This is a genomic window from Pseudomonas sp. B392_1p, assembly GCF_052245235.1.
GTDB classification, from domain to species: domain Bacteria; phylum Pseudomonadota; class Gammaproteobacteria; order Pseudomonadales; family Pseudomonadaceae; genus Serpens; species Serpens gallinarum.
Genome location: NZ_JBQPXM010000001.1, coordinates 196,899 through 215,072, shown reverse-complemented (window position 1 = coordinate 215,072; position 18,174 = coordinate 196,899). Strand labels below are relative to the sequence as shown.

Below are 18,174 nucleotides of genomic sequence, written 5' to 3'. Positions count from 1 at the left end.
CTACTCGGAGTCTTTACTTTTCTTCAGTTAGTCACGTCATGTTGACCGGCTTTCGGCCGCCCGTGGCCCTCACACAGGAACCTTGATGGAACATAACATCTCGCTTATCACCACCCTGGCCGGGGGCTTCGGCCTGGCCCTGATCTTCGGCTTCATCGCCGAGAAGCTGAAGCTCCCGGCACTGATTGGTTACCTGTTCGCCGGTATTTTGCTCGGTCCGTCCACGCCGGGTTTTGTCGCCGACATCGAGCTGGCCTCACAGCTTTCCGAAATAGGCGTCATGCTGCTGATGTTCGGCGTCGGCCTGCATTTCTCCCTCGATGACTTGCTGGCGGTGAAGAAAATCGCCTTGCCTGGCGCGGTGGTGCAGATGAGTCTGGCCACGCTGCTTGGCATGGCTGTCGCCCACTGGTGGGGCTGGAGCATAGGTGCGGGGCTGATCTTCGGCCTGTCGCTGTCGTGCGCCAGTACCGTGGTGCTGCTCAAGGCACTGGAGTCCCGCGGCATCCTCGATTCGATGAACGGACGGATTGCCGTGGGCTGGCTAGTCGTCGAGGACCTGGCCACCGTTCTGGTGTTAGTCATGCTGCCTCCCCTGGCCGGCGTGCTGGGCGGCACCGTGGTGGACAATGGCGGTGAATCGATCTGGTACAGCCTGGGCAAAACCCTGCTGCTGGTGTCCGGCTTTGTCGCCGTGATGCTGATTGCCGGTCGGCGCATCCTGCCGTGGATGCTGCTGCAAGTCGCCAAGACCGGCTCGCGCGAACTGTTCACCCTGGCGGTGATTGCCGCTGCTATCGGCATCGCCTATGGCGCCGCCGCGCTGTTTTCGGTGTCCTTCGCCCTTGGCGCCTTCTTTGCCGGCATGGTGATGCGCGAGTCTGACCTCAGCCACCGTGCTGCCAGCGAATCCCTGCCGCTGCGCGATGCTTTCGCCGTACTGTTCTTCGTCTCGGTCGGCATGCTCTTCGATCCTCAGGTGCTGCTCGACGAACCGCTGCATGTACTGGCCGTGGTCGCCATTATTGTCTTCGGCAAGACCCTGGCAGCCGCCGCGCTGGTGCTGGCTTTCCGTTATCCGCTCAATACGGCGCTGACCGTCGCCGCCAGCCTGGCGCAAATTGGCGAGTTCTCCTTCATCCTGGCCGGTCTCGGCCTGTCGCTGGGCCTGATGCCAGCAGAAGGCGTGAGCCTGGTACTGGCCGGAGCACTGATTTCCATTGCCCTGAACCCGGTGATGTTCGGCTTGGTCAAGCCGCTCAAGGCCTGGGCGCTGCGTCGTTCGTCCTTCGCTCGCAAGCTGGAACACCGCGAAGACCCACTGGCAGTGTTGCCGATGAGTACCGAGCGCAAATACCTGGAAGGTCAGGTGGTCGTCGTCGGCCACGGCCGCGTCGGCCGGCGCATCTGTGGCTCTTTGGCGCGCCGGCACATCCCCTTCGTGGTGGTCGAGCAGAACCGCGAATACGTGGAGAAAATCCGCAGCGAAGGCGTGCCTGCGGTGAGCGGCGACTCCACGGACCCGGCCACCCTGATCCAGGCCCATATCAGCACAGCGGCGATGCTGGTGATCGCCACTCCGGACCCGATGAATGTGCAACGCATGGTGGAAATCGCCCGCACGCTCAACCCGGACATCGAGGTGGTGATCCGCACCCACAGCCCGGACGCGGCGGAGATCTTCCGCAAGGACAACCTGGGCATGGTGTTCTTCGATGAGGAGGAGCTGGCGCGCAGCATGAAGGCGCACATCCTGTCCAAATTCGCGCCAGAGGAAGAAACAGCACCGGTCGCCCATGGGCATGGGTCGACTGCGGCCTGACGAGTCACCTAAGGCGGTTTCAGCCTAGCCGCCCTGAGGTATGCGAAACCGGGACTTGTCCGGGTTTTGTTGTTTTAGAACCCGGGATTTAGCGAAGCAGGTTGGCTAAGGAACGGATGCATAAGCCATCTTCCTCTTTGGCTGCCTTATGAAGAATCACCCATCGGACGCGAAAGGTGATGTGTTAGAGCCACCTTTCCTTACCCCAAGGGCTAGGCGCAGCTAGTCCAGACTCATCGCAGCCGCATGCGTGAGCACATCTTGTGATAAGAAATATGGCTGTTAAACTGCAAAAAATATAATGGCATATCGACACCATGCACAGACGCCGCATGGTCATCAATGTTCTTTTTCACATGGACCAAGGAAGTAAACGTGACTCCCTCCAGCTTTCGCAAAACTCTGCTCGCCATTGCTGTAACCAGCACTACCCTATCCGCACATGCTGGGTTGGCTCTGAATGGCAGCACTGCAGATTATAAAGACGGTTATATCGCCCACGACTACCGGGACTTTTCCGGTACCACCACGATCACAGGTTCCTTTCAGAGCACTGAAGCAGATCGCGACGGTATTGAATTCGAGGGCGTTGAATTCCATGGCGATCTGATTCTTGACGCTACCGTTGATGTGGTCGACGAAGCGTTCGAATTGGGAGCGTATCACCCGGATGCAGATGCGCTAGCCGCTGGAGAAGTCTATAGACGCAGCAGCGTTAATGGCGGTGTGATCAACAAGGGCAGCCTGTCAGTAAAAGGCGATGCGGTTGTCATGATGATTGAAGACACCACCATTACGGGTGATGTAATCAATGAAGGCGTCCTAAAAGCGATAAGCGGTGGAAATATTCGTTACATTGGGACTGATGTGGATGGCGATGGCATCGATGAATACACAAGCCCTGTCTATGACGATGCACATGGCTTGGATATAATCTCAAGCACTATTGGCAAAGAATTAAAGAATACAGGAACCATAATCGCGGACGGCACCACTGCAGGGGGAATTCGGGTACAGCATTCTGATTTGGGTGATAAGCTCACCAACACCAGCACTGGCCAAATAACGATATCCGGCGACATGGCTGGAGGGATTGAAATTATACGGAGCCAGATTCCGAGAGGCTTGGAAAACTTTGGCGAGATAAGCGTCTCTGGTGAAGACGCTGTGGGGATATATGTTCACGACTCGAACATTGGCGGCGTGCTCAATGACGGTAAAATTCACGTCAATGGTGAATATGCCACAGGAGTGGATTTCGATATGGGCTCATTGCTATCTGAGCTCGATAATGATGGAGAAATCATCGCTACTGGTGAACAATCGACCGCTGTATTAATTGACGGCGTCAACTTCTTTGCTGGTTATAACGATAATCGCCAGATACGAAATGGCGGCATTATTCAAGGCGATAAGACCGCCATTGAAATAGAGGAATTCGCTATCGCCGGTGATCAGGCAGGCACACTGACTATTGATAACCGCGGAGATATATTAGGTGGTAGTGAAGCCATCGATGCCGAAACTGCTATGGGCAAGGTCAATTTGCAGTGGGACGGTCGCAATGGCAGCAGCACCATTTCCGGTGACCTCATTGATCTGAGCCAGATCAATATTGTCGGTAATGTCGTGTACAACGGCACCTCTGATTGGACTGAAGATGCCGATATCCGCATGCGCGACAATGGCACCGTATTTGTCGGCAATGCCGGCACTGTTGGCCAACTGGCGCTGGGCCAAGCCCATACAGATATTGAAGGTAACCTGAGCGTAGCCACCGGCTCCTCTCTGGGCATGACCCTGACGACCGTTACCGACCCGAACAAACCGGTGCTGTTCGTGACAGGAAGTGCTGAGTTTGGCAAAGGTTCGCAGATCAAGCTGGCTTCTAAAGGCAGCGATTTCAGCGCCGAAGGCAGTCAGTACACCTTGGTCGAAGCTGGGGAGCTGATTGATAACGGCCTCAGCGTGACCAGTAGTTCCACACTGCTCAACGTCGATACCTTCGCTACCGAAGGCAACCAGGTCATCGCCACCGTGACTGGCAAGGGCGCGTCTGAAATCGAGGACGTCATTACTGCTCCAGGCAACAGCTCGGACAAGGGAACGGCCAACGCCGCTCAGGCAGCTGCGGCCTTCGCCCCAGCCCTGAGCGTACTGCCCGCAAACGATCCGATTTGGCAAGTGCTCACTGGCGGCACCCCCGCCCAGCAAGCCCAGGTCATCCAGCAACTGGCCCCGGAAATCAGCGGCGGCGCCACCCAGGCGGCCGTGTCCGGCCAATCCCTGATCAGCAACGTCGCGGCCGGTCGTACCGGCGGCGCGCGCGGCATGTCCTCGGGCGATGCCTTCCAGCAAACCGGTGTCTGGGTGCAGGCGCTGCACAGCGATGCCACTCAGGATCTGCGTGACGGCGTGGCCGGTTATGACGCCCGCACCAACGGCATCGCCGTGGGTGCCGATGGCAAGCTAAACGACCAGCTAACCCTGGGTCTGGCCTACAGCTTCCTGAACACCGATGTCGATGCCGACAGCGGCAACAAGACCAAGGTGGACGGCCATGCCTTCACCCTGTACGGCGGCTTCACCGAAGGCAACATCTTCGTCGACGGCAGCCTGACCTACGGCTTGAACGACAACGAAGGCAAGCGCCGCATCGCCGGCACCATGGCCAAGGCCGACTACGACAGCACCCTGCTGGGTGTGAACACAGTGGTGGGCTACAGCTATAACCTGCAGGGCACCGTCGTGGTCGAGCCGCAACTGACTGCACGCTACAGCCTGGTGGACATTGACAGCATCAACGAGAGCGGTTCGTCCGCGGCGCTGAACACCGACTCGCAGCGTTATGAAGTGGGTGAAGTAGGTGCGGGTGTGCGTCTGGCCGGCAACCTGCCGATGGGCCAAGGCAGCCTGTCGCCGCAGATCAAGTTGATGGCCTATCACGACCTGATCGCCGACCAAGCCGAAAGTACCTCCAGCTTCGTGCTGGGCGGTACGCCGTTCGTTACCACCGGCGCCAAGCCGGAGCGCAACAGCTATGAGATCGGCCTGGCCGCCGACTACCGTCTGGGCGCGTTGACCCTGGGCGTTGGTTACGACTACTTCGGCAAGTCCGATTACAGCTCCGACACCTTCACCGCGAAAGTGCGTTACGACTTCTGATGAAGCCACAGAACCTCGGCCCGCACGTGCGGGCCGGCGTTCGCCGGTTCGGCATGGCGCTGGTGTTGGGCGCCTTGCTGGCCGGTTGTCAGTCGCCGCACGTGGCCTTGCAAGAGCTGGCCAATACTCATCAGCAGCGTCTTGAAATCCTCGATACCTCCCCTTTTTCCCTCTTGCTTGGCGTGCCCCTTGTAGCACCGACGAGCACGCGCCTGCGTATTTATCTGGAAGGCGACGGTCGTGCCTGGGCCACGCCGAGCCAGCCGAGCCTGGACCCCAGTCCGCGAAATTTATTGGTGGCGCGCCTGGCCTTTGCGGACCCGCAACCGAGCCTGTATCTGGCACGTCCCTGCCAGTTCGTCAGCGCGCCGGGTTGCCAACCGTTGCTGTGGACCGACCGGCGTTTTTCCGCTGAAGTGCTCGACAGCCTCGATGCGGCCCTCACGCGTATCAAATCCATCTATGGCAATCAGACGTTCGAGCTGATCGGCTATTCCGGTGGCGGCGCGCTGGCCCTGCTGCTAGCGGAGCGGCGCGACGACGTGGCCCAGGTACAAACCCTGGCCGGAAATCTGACACCGCGCCATTGGGTGAAGCTGCAAAAGCTCAGTGAACTGAAGGGCTCCTTGGAGCCTTTGGATTACCGACAGCGGCTGGTGAAACTGCCGCAGCGCCATTTCACCGGCAGCGCTGATCGCATCGTTCCTACTAGCCTGCTGCGGTTTTATCAGGCTGAGCTGGGTCCGGCCCAGTGCCTGGACAGTATTGAGCTGCCGGGTGTGAGTCATAACGAAGGCTGGGAACGCGCCTGGGAAACCTGGCGTGCGCAAGCGCTCAAGTGTGTTGAGCAGCCGCAGGTCAAATAACACTCGTTTCACCCCCGCTATAAAACGTTCCTTTCCTATGGATACACCATCTCACGCGGCAGATGCTCGCTGAGGTAATCCAGGAAACACGTGATGCGCGAGGCCAGCGCGGTGTTGCGGTAATACACGGCATGCACGGGCTGGCTGACCTGCACCGTTTGCTCGGTCAGCACCTGGACCAATCGACCCTGTTCACGGTCGGCACTGCTCATGAAATCCGACAGACACACCAGGCCTTCGCCCGTCAGCGCCAACTGGCGCAGCGTCTCGCCGCTGGAGGCGCGCACGCTGGGGGTAATCGGCCAGTCCTCGCCGAGGGCATGGCGCAGAGGCCAGCGGTTCAACGCTTCCGGTTGGGTGAAGCCGAGCAGGCTGTGCTCGGCCAGGTCGGCCACCGTATGCGGAGTGCCGCGCCTGTTCAGATAGTCCGGGCTGGCCAGCACGCGCAGACGGCTGCTGCACAGCGGGCGGGCATGCAAGGTGGAGTCGGTCAGTGCGCCGATCCGGATGGCGACATCGGTGCGTTCCTCGAGAAGGTCGATGAACTGCTCGCTACTGTGCAGTTCCAGCGTGATGTCCGGATAGCGCTGGCGAAAACCGGCCACCAGCGGCACCACCACATGCAGCATGAAGGGCGAAGCGGTGTTGACGCGCAGGCGTCCGGACGGCTTCTGCCGGCGCAACGCCATCTGTTCCTCGGCATCCTCGACGCTGTCGAGAATGCGCCGGGCCTGGGCCAGGAACGCCTCGCCCTCTTCGGTGAGCTCCAGACGGCGGGTGGTGCGGCGCAGAAGCGTCACCGCGAGTTTTTCCTCCAGCCGGCTCAGGGCGCGGCTGACGCCCGACGGGGTTTGCTCCAGCCGCTCGGCCGCCGCGCTGATCGAGCCGCTGTCGACCACTTGGGTCAGCGCCAGCATTTCATCCAGGGTGATTTTCATTGTTGACTCACAGGCAAGTATTAATGGCCTGATAGTAGCTTTTTCCGCATGAGTACGGCCCGGATACTGCGCGCTTTGCAATCCCATTCCGGAGCTTTTGAATGCCCCTTGCCCTTCTCGCGCTGACTCTCAGTGCATTCGCCATCGGCACCACCGAGTTCGTCATTGTCGGCCTGCTGCCCACCATTGCCCATGATCTGGCCGTTGACCTGCCCTCGGCGGGCTTGCTGGTCAGTCTGTATGCGTTGGGTGTGGCCATCGGCGCGCCGTTGTTGACCGCCCTGACCGGCAAGTTGCCCCGCAAGCAGCTGCTGCTGGGCCTGATGGTGGTGTTCACCCTGGGTAACCTGCTGGCCTGGCAAGCGCCGGGCTATGAGTCGCTGATCGTGGCGCGCATCGTCACCGGTCTGGCCCATGGTGTGTTTTTCTCCATCGGCTCGACGCTGGCCACCGGCCTGGTCGCCAAGGAGAAAGCAGCCAGCGCCATTGCCATCATGTTCAGCGGGCTCACCGTGGCGCTGGTGACCGGCGTGCCCATGGGCACCTGGATCGGTCAGCAGTTCGGCTGGCGCGAAACCTTCCTGGCGGTCTCCGCCCTGGGGATCATCGCCTTCATCGGCAGTCTGCTGTTTGTCCCACGGGCGATCTCGCACACCCCACCTGCGGCTGTGCTGCAACAGCTGACGGTGCTCACGCAGCCGCGGCTGTTGCTGGTCTACGCCATCACCGCGCTGGGCTATGGCGGCACTTTCACCGCCTTCACCTTTCTCGCGCCGCTTCTGCAGGACATCAGTGGCTTCAGTGCCGGTGCGGTCAGCCTGGTGCTGCTGGTGTATGGCGTGTCGGTGGCAGTGGGCAATATCTGGGGCGGCAAGCTGGCTGACCGGCACGGCCCGGTGGTTGCCTTGAAACTGATCTTCCTGATGCTCGCCGCAGTGCTGCTGGCGCTAAGCGTCACGGCCAGCAATCCCTGGCTGACGCTGCTCATTGTACTGCTGTGGGGCGCAGTGGCGTTCGGCAACGTGCCCGGCCTGCAGTTGTATGTGGTGCGCCTGGCGGAACGCTACGTGCCGCAGGCAGTGGACGTGGCGTCGGGCTTGAACATCGCGGCCTTCAATCTGGGTATTGCCGGCGGTGCCTGGGCCGGCGGCCTGATCGTGGCCAACCTTGGCCTGATCCATACCCCCTGGATTGGCGCGCTGATCGTGGTGCTGGCTTTATTGCTGACGGCCTGGAGCGGTCGTCTGGATCGTCGCGATCCCGACGTGGCGCAGGCACGTCCAGCGGGCACGGAGCTGGCTGCCGATCCCTCGTGATAAAGCAGCCGTAAGGACGCCACAAAAAAACCGCTGCCTCTCACGGCAGCGGTTTTTTAACGTCTGCGGCTAAGCGTCAGCCGCGCGCGTTATGCACGCCGTCGGCGATTTCGCGGCACAGCGCCAGCACGTCGTTGACGGCCTGTTCCTTCGACTCCGCCTTGGCAATGCGATCGACCAGTGCCGAGCCCACCACCGCGCCGTCGGCGCGCTTGGCCACTTCGGCGGCGTGCTCGGGGGTGCGGATGCCGAAGCCGATGCACACCGGCAGGTCGGTGTGGCGGCGCAGGCGGGTGACAGCTTCTTCCACCTGATCCATGCTCGCCGAACCGGCGCCGGTGACGCCGGCCACCGAGACGTAGTAGACAAAGCCCGAACTGTTCTCGAGCACCACCGGCAGGCGCGCATCGTCGGTGGTCGGGGTGGTCAGGCGGATGAAGTCGATGCCGGCGGCCTGGGCCGGGTCGCACAGGTCGGCGTTGTGCTCCGGCGGCAGGTCAACGACGATCAGGCCGTCCACGCCGGCTTCTTTGGCATCGGCGACGAAGCGCGCTACGCCATAGTGGTGGATCGGGTTGAAATAACCCATCAGCACGACCGGCGTGGTCTGGTTGCCTTCGCGAAATTCCCGAACCATTTGCAGGGTCCTGGCCAGGTTCTGGCCATTGCCCAGGGCGCGGAGGTTGGCCAGCTGGATCGCCGGGCCGTCCGCCATCGGGTCGGTGAACGGCATGCCCAGCTCAATCACATCCACACCGGCCTCGGGCAGACCCTTGAGGATCTGCAGCCCGGTGGCGTAGTCCGGATCGCCGGCGGTGAGGAAGGTCACCAGAGCGGCGCGGTTCTGTTGCTTGAGTTCGGCAAAACGGGTCTGCAGGCGGCTCATGGGCGAGTCTCCTCGGCGGCTTGTTCATCCAGATTGAGGTAGTGCATGACGGTCTGCATGTCCTTGTCGCCGCGCCCGGAGAGGTTGACCACCATCAGGTGGTCCTTGGGCAGCTGCGGCGCGCGCTTGAACATTTCCGCCAGGGCGTGGGACGACTCCAGGGCCGGGATGATGCCTTCCAGGCGGCAGCACTGGTGGAATGCGCTCAGGGCTTCGTCGTCGCTGATCGGCACGTACTCGACGCGGCCGATGTCATGCAACCAGGCGTGCTCGGGGCCGACGCCGGGATAGTCGAGGCCGGCGGAGATCGAGTGGGCGTCGACGATCTGGCCATCGGCATCCTGCAGCAGGAAGGTGCGGTTGCCGTGCAGCACGCCGGGAGTGCCGCCGTTCATGCTGGCGGCGTGCTTGCCGGTGTCGATGCCGTGGCCGGAGGCCTCGACGCCAATGATCTGCACGCTTTCGTCATCGAGGAACGGGTGGAACAGGCCGATGGCGTTGGAGCCGCCACCGATGCAGGCAATAAGGCTGTCGGGCAGGCGGCCTTCCTTCTCCTGCAGTTGTTCGCGGGTTTCCTTGCCGATCACTGCCTGGAAGTCGCGCACCATGGCCGGATACGGGTGCGGGCCGGCGGCAGTGCCGATCAGGTAGAACGTGTCATGGACGTTGGTCACCCAGTCGCGCAGGGCTTCGTTCATGGCGTCCTTGAGGGTGCCGGTGCCGGCGGTGACCGGAATCACCTCGGCGCCCAGCAGGCGCATGCGAAACACGTTGGCCTGCTGGCGGTCGATGTCGGTGGTACCCATGTACACCACGCACTTCAGGCCGAAGCGCGCCGCCACGGTGGCGGTGGCCACGCCGTGCATGCCGGCGCCGGTCTCGGCGATGATGCGCTGCTTGCCCATGCGCTTGGCCAGCAGGATCTGGCCGATGCAGTTGTTGATCTTGTGCGCGCCGGTGTGGTTCAGCTCTTCACGCTTGAGGAAGATCTTTGCGCCGCCGCAGAACTCGGTCAGCCGCTCGGCGAAGTACAGCGGGCTCGGACGGCCGATGTAGTCGCGCTGAAAATAGGCCAGCTCTTCGATGAAAGCCGGATCGTTCTTGGCCTTTTCATATTCGGCGGCCAGGTCGTGAATCAACGGCATCAGGGTTTCGGCGACGTACTGGCCGCCGAACTGGCCAAACAGCCCCTTGGCGTCGGGACCGCTGCGGTATGAAGTCATGGTGGGCTCCTGCTGGGCAGAGTGATTTCTGAATGGCCAAACCTTAACCAATCCGCGGTGGTTAAAAAAGCGATAAGATCGCTCCAACCTGTCAGGAAAACTCACCAATGAACATCGAGCTTCCACCACTCAATGCGCTGCGAGCATTTGAGGTTGCCGCGCGCAACGGCAGTATTCGCCAGGCTGCTGACGAGCTTAATGTCACCCATGGCGCGGTCAGTCGGCAGATCCGGGTTTTGGAAGAGCATCTGGGCCTGGCGGTGTTCCACAAGGAAGGGCGCGGCGTAAAACTCACGGATGCCGGCAGTCGCCTGAGCGAGGTGGCCAGTGACGCCTTCGCACGCGTGGGAGCTGTGTGCGCGGAACTGCAACGGCAGAACGCCGAGGCGCCCTTTGTGCTGGGGTGTCCCGGCAGCCTGCTGGCGCGTTGGTTTATTCCGCGTCTGGATCGCTTGCAACGCGAGCTGCCCGACCTGCATTTGCAAGTGTCCGCCAGCGAAGGCGAGCTTGATCCGAACAAGCCGGGCCTGGACGCCACCCTGTGGTACCACGAACCACCGTGGCCGGCGGATATGCAGGTGTACGAGCTGAGTGCCGAACGCATCGGGCCGGTGTTCAGTCCGCACTTGCCCCACGCCGAGCGCCTGCTCAGTGCCCCGGCCAGCGCGCTGCTAGACGAGACGCTACTGCATACCGTCTCGCGCCCTCAGGCGTGGCCCAGCTGGGCGGAAAACATGGCGCTGCCGGTCCAGGCGCTCCGTCTGGGGCAGGGTTTTGAGCACCTGTACTTCCTGCTGGAAGCGGCGTTGGCCGGTCTGGGCGTGGCCATTGCCCCGCAGCAACTGGTGGCTGACGATCTCGCCGCCGGGCGTTTACTGGCCCCCTGGGGCTTTGTGAAAACCACGGCCAAGCTGGCACTGTGGGTGCCTCGGCGACGCCTGGATCGGCGCGCCGAACGACTGGCGGAGTGGCTGCAGCGCGAGCTGGTGTAGGCGGCACTAGGACCTAGAGTGCGTGGCTGCGCTGGAAAAGCTTCGACCCGAGGGCGAGCCTCCCACAGAAGGCATGCCGGGCACGGTTTTCACCGGCAACTGCGCACCCATGGCTGCGACCAGGGCCGGCTTTATTGGAGCCACCCCATAGCCCTGCGGGTTGCAGCGCTGCCAGCGCCAGGCATCGGTGAGCATGCAGCGCAAGTCACGGGTGGCCTGCCAGCCCAGCTCTTGCACGGCCTTGCCTGGATCGGCCCAGCATTGCGCAATATCACCCGCCCGGCGCGGCAAGATCGCGTAGGGCAGCGCGATTTCACTGACCTGCTCGAAGGCCTCGAGCATTTCCAGCACTGAATACCCCCGGCCGGTGCCCAGGTTCCAGATATGCGGGCCTTGCCGTTCGGTCAGAGCCTGCAAGGCCTTGAGGTGACCGTCCACCAGATCCAGTACATGGATGTAATCACGCACGCCTGTGCCATCCGGGGTCGGATAGTCGTTGCCATAGATATTCAGGCGCTCGAGCCGGCCAACCGCCACCTGCAGCATGTAAGGCAGCAGGTTGTTGGGTACGCCATGGGGATCTTCGCCAATCAGTGCCGACTCATGGGCGCCGATGGGATTGAAATAGCGTAGCAAGCCGATCGACCAGCGTGGGTCTGACTGGGCCAGCCCCATCAGCACGTTTTCCGTCATCAGCTTGGATTGGCCGTAGGGATTAGTGGGCGTGCCGGTGGGGCATTGCTCGCTGATCGGCAAGCGGTCCGGCTCGCCGTACACCGTGGCGGAGGAGCTGAAGATCAGACGAAAGACCTCCGCCTTGGCCATCGCCTGGCACAAGGCAATGCTGCCGCCAACGTTGGTCTCGAAGTAGCGCAACGGTTCGCGCACGCTTTCGCCGACCGCCTTGAGCCCGGCAAAATGCATCACGGCCTGGATCGGGTAGGACTTGAACAGTTTGTCGAGCAGATTGCGATTGCGAACATCGCCGCGAATGAAGCGTGGCGCGCGCCCGGCCAGGCGCGCGACGCGCTGCAGGGCCACCGGCGAGCTGTTGCACAGATTGTCCAGTACCAACACGTCATGCCCGGCCTGCAGCAATTGCAGCACCGCATGGGACCCGATGTAACCCACTCCACCCGTTACCAGAATCATCGCCAGCCTCCTTTTTGTGGTCACACGAATGGCTCGCCAGGCATGCCGAAGCACGCCAGCGTTACAAACAGGTCAACCGAAAAAGGGCTACATGACTGCTGCCGACGTCCCTGAAGGGGTGCTCGGCCAACGAGCCGCTTCAACAATTCCGACGGTGGGGCAAGCGTTCAAGTTCCGTTACCGGGATAAACGCTCCGGCTCGACATCGGATCGGTGGCGGGGAACCCCGAAGCGCAAAGCTCATTCATAACTTTACTGGGCATTTTGCAAGGCCTTTACGAGCCACCTTCCACTGCACTCGCTCGCACACTCCTAGGAGGCTTTCCATTATGAGTTGGGCCGGACCTTCGCAACCCCACATTCAGCCATCCACAGCGATTTCTCAGTACAGCGTTGAAACCTGTGAGACACGAAAACCGACCCTGTTGTGCCTGTCTCATTTGCGCTGGGGATTTGTCTATCAACGCCCCCAGCACCTCATGTCGCGTTTCGCCCAGGACTATCGCCTGCTGTTCTGGGAGGAGCCGGTTCCCTGCGAAGAAGCCGAGCCCTGGCTCGAAGAACACCCCGGCAACGTGACGGTGCTGGTGCCTCGCCTGCCTCACCGCTTTCAAGGCAATACGCCCATGACTGTTGAAGCGCAGCGGGGCTTGCTGGATGACTACTTGGCCCGGCACGAAGCGAGAGACCTGCTGCTCTGGTACTACACCCCCATGAGCCTGGCGTTCTCCGCGCACCTTCCGGCACGACTGGTGGTCTACGACTGCATGGACGAGCTGTCCGCCTTTCGCGGTGCGCCACCCGAGCTGCTGATATGCGAGCGGGCACTGCTCAAGCGTGCCGATGTGGTGTTCACCGGTGGCTACAGCATCTGGGAGGCCAAGCGGCGCCTGCATGACAACGCGCACCCGATGCCCAGCAGCGTGGACATCGCTCACTTCGCCGCCGCCCGACAGCCGCTGCAGCAGCCTGCCGATCAAGTGCAGCTATCCAGCCCACGGCTAGGTTTTTTTGGCGTGATTGACGAGCGTTTCGACCTCGAGCTGATCGATCAGGTCGCGGTAATGCGCCCCCATTGGCAGATCGTGCTGATTGGGCCCGTGGTAAAAATCGACCCGGCCAGCCTGCCCCGGCGGGACAACCTCCATTATTTGGGTGGCAAGCGCTACGACGAGCTGCCCGCCTATCTGGCCGGCTGGGACGTTGCCCTGATGCCTTTTGCGTTGAACGAGGCGACACGCTTCATCAGTCCGACCAAGACCCCTGAATACCTGGCCGGCGGCTGCCCTGTGGTGTCGACGTCGATCACCGATGTGGTGCGCCATTACGGCAACAGTGAGCTGGTGCTGATCGCCGATGGCGCCGCCGCCTTTGTTGAAGCCATCGAAGAAGCCCTGCTGCTGAGTGCCGACCGGCCCGCCCTGCAGGCCGCCGCCGATCGCATTCTGGGCGATATGTCGTGGGACAAGACCTGGTCTGCCATGCGGGAGAAAATCCAATGCGCGATGTGAAGGTGGACAGCTCGCCGGACACAGGTCTCAACGCAGGCGGAGGTAGTACCAGAAAACAACGGGACGGCTTCGACTACCTGATCGTCGGTGCCGGTTTTGCCGGCAGCGTACTCGCCGAACGCTTGGCCGCGGGGCTGAACAAGCGCGTGCTGGTCGTCGACCGGCGCGCGCATATCGGTGGCAATGCCTACGATGAATACAACGAGGCCGGTGTGTTGATCCACCGTTATGGGCCGCACATTTTCCACACCAATGCGCAGCGCATCGTCGATTACCTGTCGCGCTTCACGCAATGGCGCCCCTACGAGCACCGGGTGCTTGGCCAGGTCGATGGCGCACTGGTGCCGATCCCGATCAACCGCACCACGTTAAACATGCTGTATCACCTGAATCTGACCACCGATGACGAGGCCGCCGAATTGCTGGCCCGGCGCGTCGAACCCGTGGCGGATATTCGCACCAGCGAGGATGTGGTGATCAATCAGATCGGCCGCGAACTCTATGAAAAGTTCTTTCGCGGCTATACCCGCAAGCAATGGGGGCTCGATCCCTCGCAGCTGGACCGCTCGGTGACCGCGCGGGTGCCGACGCGCACCAGTACCGATGACCGGTATTTCACCGACACCTTCCAGATGATGCCCTTGCACGGCTACACACGCATGTTCGAGAAAATGCTCGCGCACCCGAACATTCACCTTCTGCTCAATACCCCGTACCGGGAAATCCATGACGAGGTGCGCTACGACCACCTGATCTTCTGCGGCCCCATCGATGAGTATTTCGACTATCGCTACGGCAAGCTGCCCTATCGCTCGTTGAAGTTCGTCCACGAAACCCTGGACCGTGAATGGTTGCAGCCGGTGGCAGTGGTCAATTACCCGGACGAGAAGGTCCCCTACACGCGAATCACCGAATACAAGCACCTCACCGGGCAGCAACACGCCAAAACCAGCATCACGTATGAATACCCCAGCGCCGAAGGCGATCCGTACTACCCGATTCCCCGTGCGGAAAACGCCGAGTTGTACAAGCGCTATCAGGCATTGGCTGACGCCACGCCGGGGGTGACCTTTCTCGGTCGGCTGGGCACCTACAAGTACTACAACATGGATCAGGTCATCGGCCAGGCCTTGGCGTTGTACAAGCGCATTGAGGAAGCCACCCCCACGCCACTCTCAACCGAACAGCGCCTAGCGAGGGCGCCTTGAGCGGAGTTTCGATGTACGTACCGTGTCTGTTCAAAAGTTTTTTCATGGGCGGTTTCGAATGCTCGACCCATCGGCGCGACGACGGCCGGCGCCTTGATCTGCTGCAGTCCACCGGCCATGACCGCTGGGCCGCGGAGGACTACGCCACGTTGCGCCGTCTGGGCCTGCAAACGGTACGCGACGGCGTGCGCTGGCACCTGGTCGAACAGCAGGCCGGCCACTATGACTGGAGCAGCTTTCTGCCCATGCTGCGCGCCGCCCAGCAACAGGACGTGCAGGTCATCTGGGACCTGGGGCATTACGGTTGGCCGGACGATATCGATATCTGGCAACCCGCCTTCGTCGAGCGTTTCGCCCGCTTTGCCGCCGCAGTGGCCCAACAGGTGCGCGACGAGAGTGATCAGGTGCCTTTTTATGTGCCGATCAACGAGATTTCCTTCTGGTCGTGGGCCGGTGGCGAGGTGGGGTATTTCAATCCCTGCGCACTGGATCGCAGCCTCGAACTCAAGCATCAACTGGTGCGGGCCAGCATCGCTGCCATCGAGGCGATCCGCGCGATTGATGCGCGGGCGCGCTTTGTGCTGGTGGACCCGCTCATTCATGTCGTTCCCCGGGATAAACGCGCGGCCAGTCAGGCGGATGCCGAGGCGTATCGACTTTCCCAGTTCCAGGCCTGGGACATGCTGGCAGGCCGGCAATGGCCCGGACTGGGCGGCAAGCCCGAGTACCTGGACATCATCGGCGTGAACTTTTATTCCAATAACCAGTGGTACATGGGCGGCGGCACGCTCTGGCGCGGCGAGCCAGGCTATCGACCCTTGGTCGGCATGCTCAGCGAGATTTACCAGCGCTATCAGCGACCTCTTTGTATCGCCGAAACAGGCGACGAAATCGGGCGCCGGGCCGCCTGGTTCCGCTACGTCTGCGAACAGGTCGAGTTGGCCCTGCAGCGCACCATTCCCATCGAAGGCATCTGTTACTACCCCATCCTGGATTACCCCGGCTGGGTGGATGATCGCCATTGCTCGGCGGGCTTGCTGGGCTTTGCCGACGCCCAGGGCCAGCGACCGCTTTATGCGCCGCTGGGCGAGGAACTCAAGGCCCAGCAGGCGTACTTCGCCGAGCACCTGCTCGCGAGCCGCCAGGCGTTGACCTCATGAACGCCAACGCCCCAGCGGCCAGGCGGGACTCACCGCTGCCCTCCACACCGCTGGCCTTTCTGTGGCGCTATGTGCAGCAGCGCCCCTGGCATTTCGGCGGCATGTTCGCCCTCATCCTCGGCGCCGCCGGCTGCGCGGTGGCGGTGCAGTACGGCATGAAGCTTTTGGTCGATGCGATGACCGTCAACGACCGCAGCCAGGCACACGTCTGGTTTCCACTGACGCTTTTCATCAGCCTGATTGTCGTGGAAAACCTGCTATGGCGCGTCGGCGGTTGGCTGGGCTGCCGCACGGTGATCGCCAGTTGCGTGGATTTGCGCGTGGACCTGTTTCGCCATCTGACCGGCCACCCCATGCGCTATTTCACCAAACATTTCGCCGGCGCACTGGGCAATCGCATCTCCGCAACCGGCGGTGCGGCCGGCTCCATCTATGCGGGGCTGGCCTGGAAAATCATGCCGCCGTGTGTGGATTTTATTGGCGCGGTCATCGTGCTGCTCACCGTGGATACGGGCATGGCCCTGGCCCTGGTGGTTTTTGTGGCCCTTGTGGCTGCGCTGATCACCGGCTTCGGTATTCGCGGGCGCGCCAAGCATCAGCGTTACGCTGCACAATCGGCGCGGGTCGGCGGTGAGCTGGTGGATGTGGTGTCCAACGTGTGGACCATCAAGGCCTTCTCGGCACGCGATCGGGAAGCGCGACGCATGGCCGAGGAAATCGGTGTGGAAGCCGTTGCCCAGCGGCGCAGCTGGATGTACCTGGAAAAAGCCCGGGTGATTCATGACATCTGCCTGGCCGTGATGGCCGGCGGTATGCTGATTTGGGCGGTCGAGCTGTGGCTGCTCGGCAGCGTCACAGCCGGCGACGTGGTACTGGTCAGCGCACTGACGTTCCGCATCCTGCACGGCTCGCGAGACCTGGCACTGGCCTTGGTGGATGCCACACAACAAATGGCAGCCATTGCCGATACCTTAGCGATCATTGTCCAGCCCCATGGCCAAGACGACCCCAAGCCAGCCCTGAGCCTGGCACAGGGGGACATTGAGTTTCGCAATGTGCGCTTCGCCTACCCAGGCGGACGCATCGTCTTCGAAGATTTCAACCTGCATATACCCGCCGGACAGAAAGTCGGCGTCGTCGGCCGCTCCGGTGCCGGCAAGTCCACCCTGCTCGCGTTGATCCAGCGCCTGGATGATGTGCAGGGCGGCGCCGTGCTGATCGATGGCCAGGATATCAGCGAAGTCAGCCAGGACAGCGTGCGCGACCGCCTGGCCGTCGTACCGCAGGAGGCGGCACTGTTCAATCGCAGCATTCGTGAAAATATCCGCTACGGTCGACCCTCGGCCACCGATGCGGAAGTGGTCGAAGCGGCGCGCAATGCCTTTTGCGATGCCTTTATCCGCGAATTGCCCCAGGGCTACGACACCCTGGTCGGCGAGCGCGGCGTGATGCTCTCCGGCGGGCAACGCCAGCGTCTGGGCATCGCCCGTGCGTTTCTCAAGGACGCACCGATCCTGATTCTGGATGAGGCTACCTCGGCGCTGGATACGCGTTCCGAGGGTGAAATTCAGACCGCATTGGCCAAACTAATGATGGGTCGTACGGTGGTCTCCGTGGCGCATCGGCTGTCCACCCTGTCCAGTTTCGATCGCATTGTGGTGCTCAAGAACGGCCAGATCGTCGAAGACGGCTCGCCCAGCGAGCTGCGCAGCCTGGGCGGGCTGTTCGCTGCCGTGTGGAACATGCAGGTGGGAGGGTTCATCAACGAGGATGCCAAGAACAGCGAGTGAAGGTTTCGAACCGGCGAACCAGGCGCGCTCGGCTAGCCTTCAGATAGCAAAGTCGGACGAGTGACCGTGGCAGTTCGCCGCCTGTTTCCTATGCTCTTCTGGCTCTAAACCTCTGAAGCTGCGCTTGCGCGGCGACGAACCACAG

At 61.8% G+C, this 18,174-nt stretch carries 13 protein-coding genes; 9 read left to right on the top strand and 4 right to left on the bottom strand.

The window, feature by feature from the left end; all coding sequences use genetic code 11:
• Positions 1-85: 85 nt before the first annotated feature.
• The 3 genes from ybaL to ACTV8E_RS00970 all read left to right on the top strand — a co-directional run bounded on the left by ybaL (position 86) and on the right by ACTV8E_RS00970 (position 5,853).
• On the top strand, positions 86-1,822 hold the full coding sequence (gene ybaL / locus ACTV8E_RS00980) for a YbaL family putative K(+) efflux transporter (RefSeq protein WP_273538404.1): 1,737 nt from the start codon (positions 86-88) through the stop codon (positions 1,820-1,822).
• Between the two features lie 375 nt (positions 1,823-2,197).
• Positions 2,198-4,987: an autotransporter domain-containing protein gene (locus ACTV8E_RS00975; RefSeq protein WP_443198177.1), complete on the top strand. Its 2,790-nt coding sequence runs from the start codon at positions 2,198-2,200 to the stop codon at positions 4,985-4,987.
• Positions 4,987-5,853, top strand: coding sequence for an alpha/beta hydrolase (locus tag ACTV8E_RS00970; protein ID WP_273538408.1), 867 nt, complete (start codon positions 4,987-4,989; stop codon positions 5,851-5,853). Before ACTV8E_RS00975 ends, ACTV8E_RS00970 begins: the two co-directional genes overlap by 1 nt.
• Positions 5,854-5,888: 35 nt before the next feature.
• On the opposite strand, the gene ACTV8E_RS00965 is transcribed toward ACTV8E_RS00970, so the two are convergent.
• The gene (locus ACTV8E_RS00965) at positions 5,889-6,791 is read right to left on the bottom strand and encodes a LysR family transcriptional regulator (protein ID WP_273538409.1); all 903 of its coding nucleotides are present in this window, start codon (positions 6,789-6,791) and stop codon (positions 5,889-5,891) included.
• A 101-nt stretch (positions 6,792-6,892) separates the two neighbouring features.
• Here ACTV8E_RS00965 and ACTV8E_RS00960 point away from each other — a divergent pair, with 101 nt between their 5' ends.
• Positions 6,893-8,107, top strand: coding sequence for an MFS transporter (locus ACTV8E_RS00960; RefSeq protein WP_443198176.1), 1,215 nt, complete (start codon positions 6,893-6,895; stop codon positions 8,105-8,107).
• Between the two features lie 76 nt (positions 8,108-8,183).
• Here ACTV8E_RS00960 and trpA read toward each other — a convergent pair whose 3' ends face one another.
• Complete coding sequence (trpA, locus tag ACTV8E_RS00955; protein ID WP_273538411.1) at positions 8,184-8,993, bottom strand: tryptophan synthase subunit alpha; 810 nt, start codon at positions 8,991-8,993, stop codon at positions 8,184-8,186.
• Positions 8,990-10,216 carry a tryptophan synthase subunit beta gene (gene trpB / locus ACTV8E_RS00950; RefSeq protein WP_251835548.1) on the bottom strand — a complete coding sequence of 409 codons (1,227 nt, stop codon included), beginning with the start codon at positions 10,214-10,216 and terminating at the stop codon, positions 8,990-8,992. The genes trpA and trpB overlap by 4 nt, the downstream gene beginning before the upstream one ends.
• Before the next feature lie 107 nt (positions 10,217-10,323).
• Here trpB and ACTV8E_RS00945 point away from each other — a divergent pair, with 107 nt between their 5' ends.
• Positions 10,324-11,208 carry a LysR family transcriptional regulator gene (locus ACTV8E_RS00945; RefSeq protein ID WP_443198175.1) on the top strand — a complete coding sequence of 295 codons (885 nt, stop codon included), beginning with the start codon at positions 10,324-10,326 and terminating at the stop codon, positions 11,206-11,208.
• A 6-nt stretch (positions 11,209-11,214) separates the two neighbouring features.
• Here the strand turns inward: ACTV8E_RS00945 and galE are convergent, their stop codons facing one another.
• Positions 11,215-12,360 (bottom strand): UDP-glucose 4-epimerase GalE, encoded by a 1,146-nt coding sequence (galE, locus tag ACTV8E_RS00940; protein WP_443198174.1) that lies wholly within the window; start codon positions 12,358-12,360, stop codon positions 11,215-11,217.
• Positions 12,361-12,689: 329 nt separating this feature from the next.
• On the opposite strand from galE, the gene ACTV8E_RS00935 reads away from it, so the two are divergent.
• Genes ACTV8E_RS00935 through ACTV8E_RS00920 form a run of 4 tightly spaced genes read left to right on the top strand, consistent with a single transcriptional unit; the run spans position 12,690 to position 18,029 of the window.
• Positions 12,690-13,871, top strand: coding sequence for a glycosyltransferase family 1 protein (locus ACTV8E_RS00935; protein ID WP_443198173.1), 1,182 nt, complete (start codon positions 12,690-12,692; stop codon positions 13,869-13,871).
• Positions 13,859-15,079, top strand: a complete 1,221-nt coding sequence (glf, locus tag ACTV8E_RS00930; protein ID WP_443198172.1) for a UDP-galactopyranose mutase — start codon at positions 13,859-13,861, stop codon at positions 15,077-15,079. The genes ACTV8E_RS00935 and glf overlap by 13 nt, the downstream gene beginning before the upstream one ends.
• An 11-nt stretch (positions 15,080-15,090) precedes the next feature.
• Positions 15,091-16,239, top strand: coding sequence for a family 1 glycosylhydrolase (locus tag ACTV8E_RS00925; RefSeq protein ID WP_251835543.1), 1,149 nt, complete (start codon positions 15,091-15,093; stop codon positions 16,237-16,239).
• Entirely contained in the window at positions 16,236-18,029 is a 1,794-nt protein-coding gene (locus tag ACTV8E_RS00920) for an ABC transporter ATP-binding protein (RefSeq protein WP_443198171.1), read from the top strand. The genes ACTV8E_RS00925 and ACTV8E_RS00920 overlap by 4 nt, the downstream gene beginning before the upstream one ends.
• The last annotated feature ends 145 nt before the right edge of the window (positions 18,030-18,174 follow it).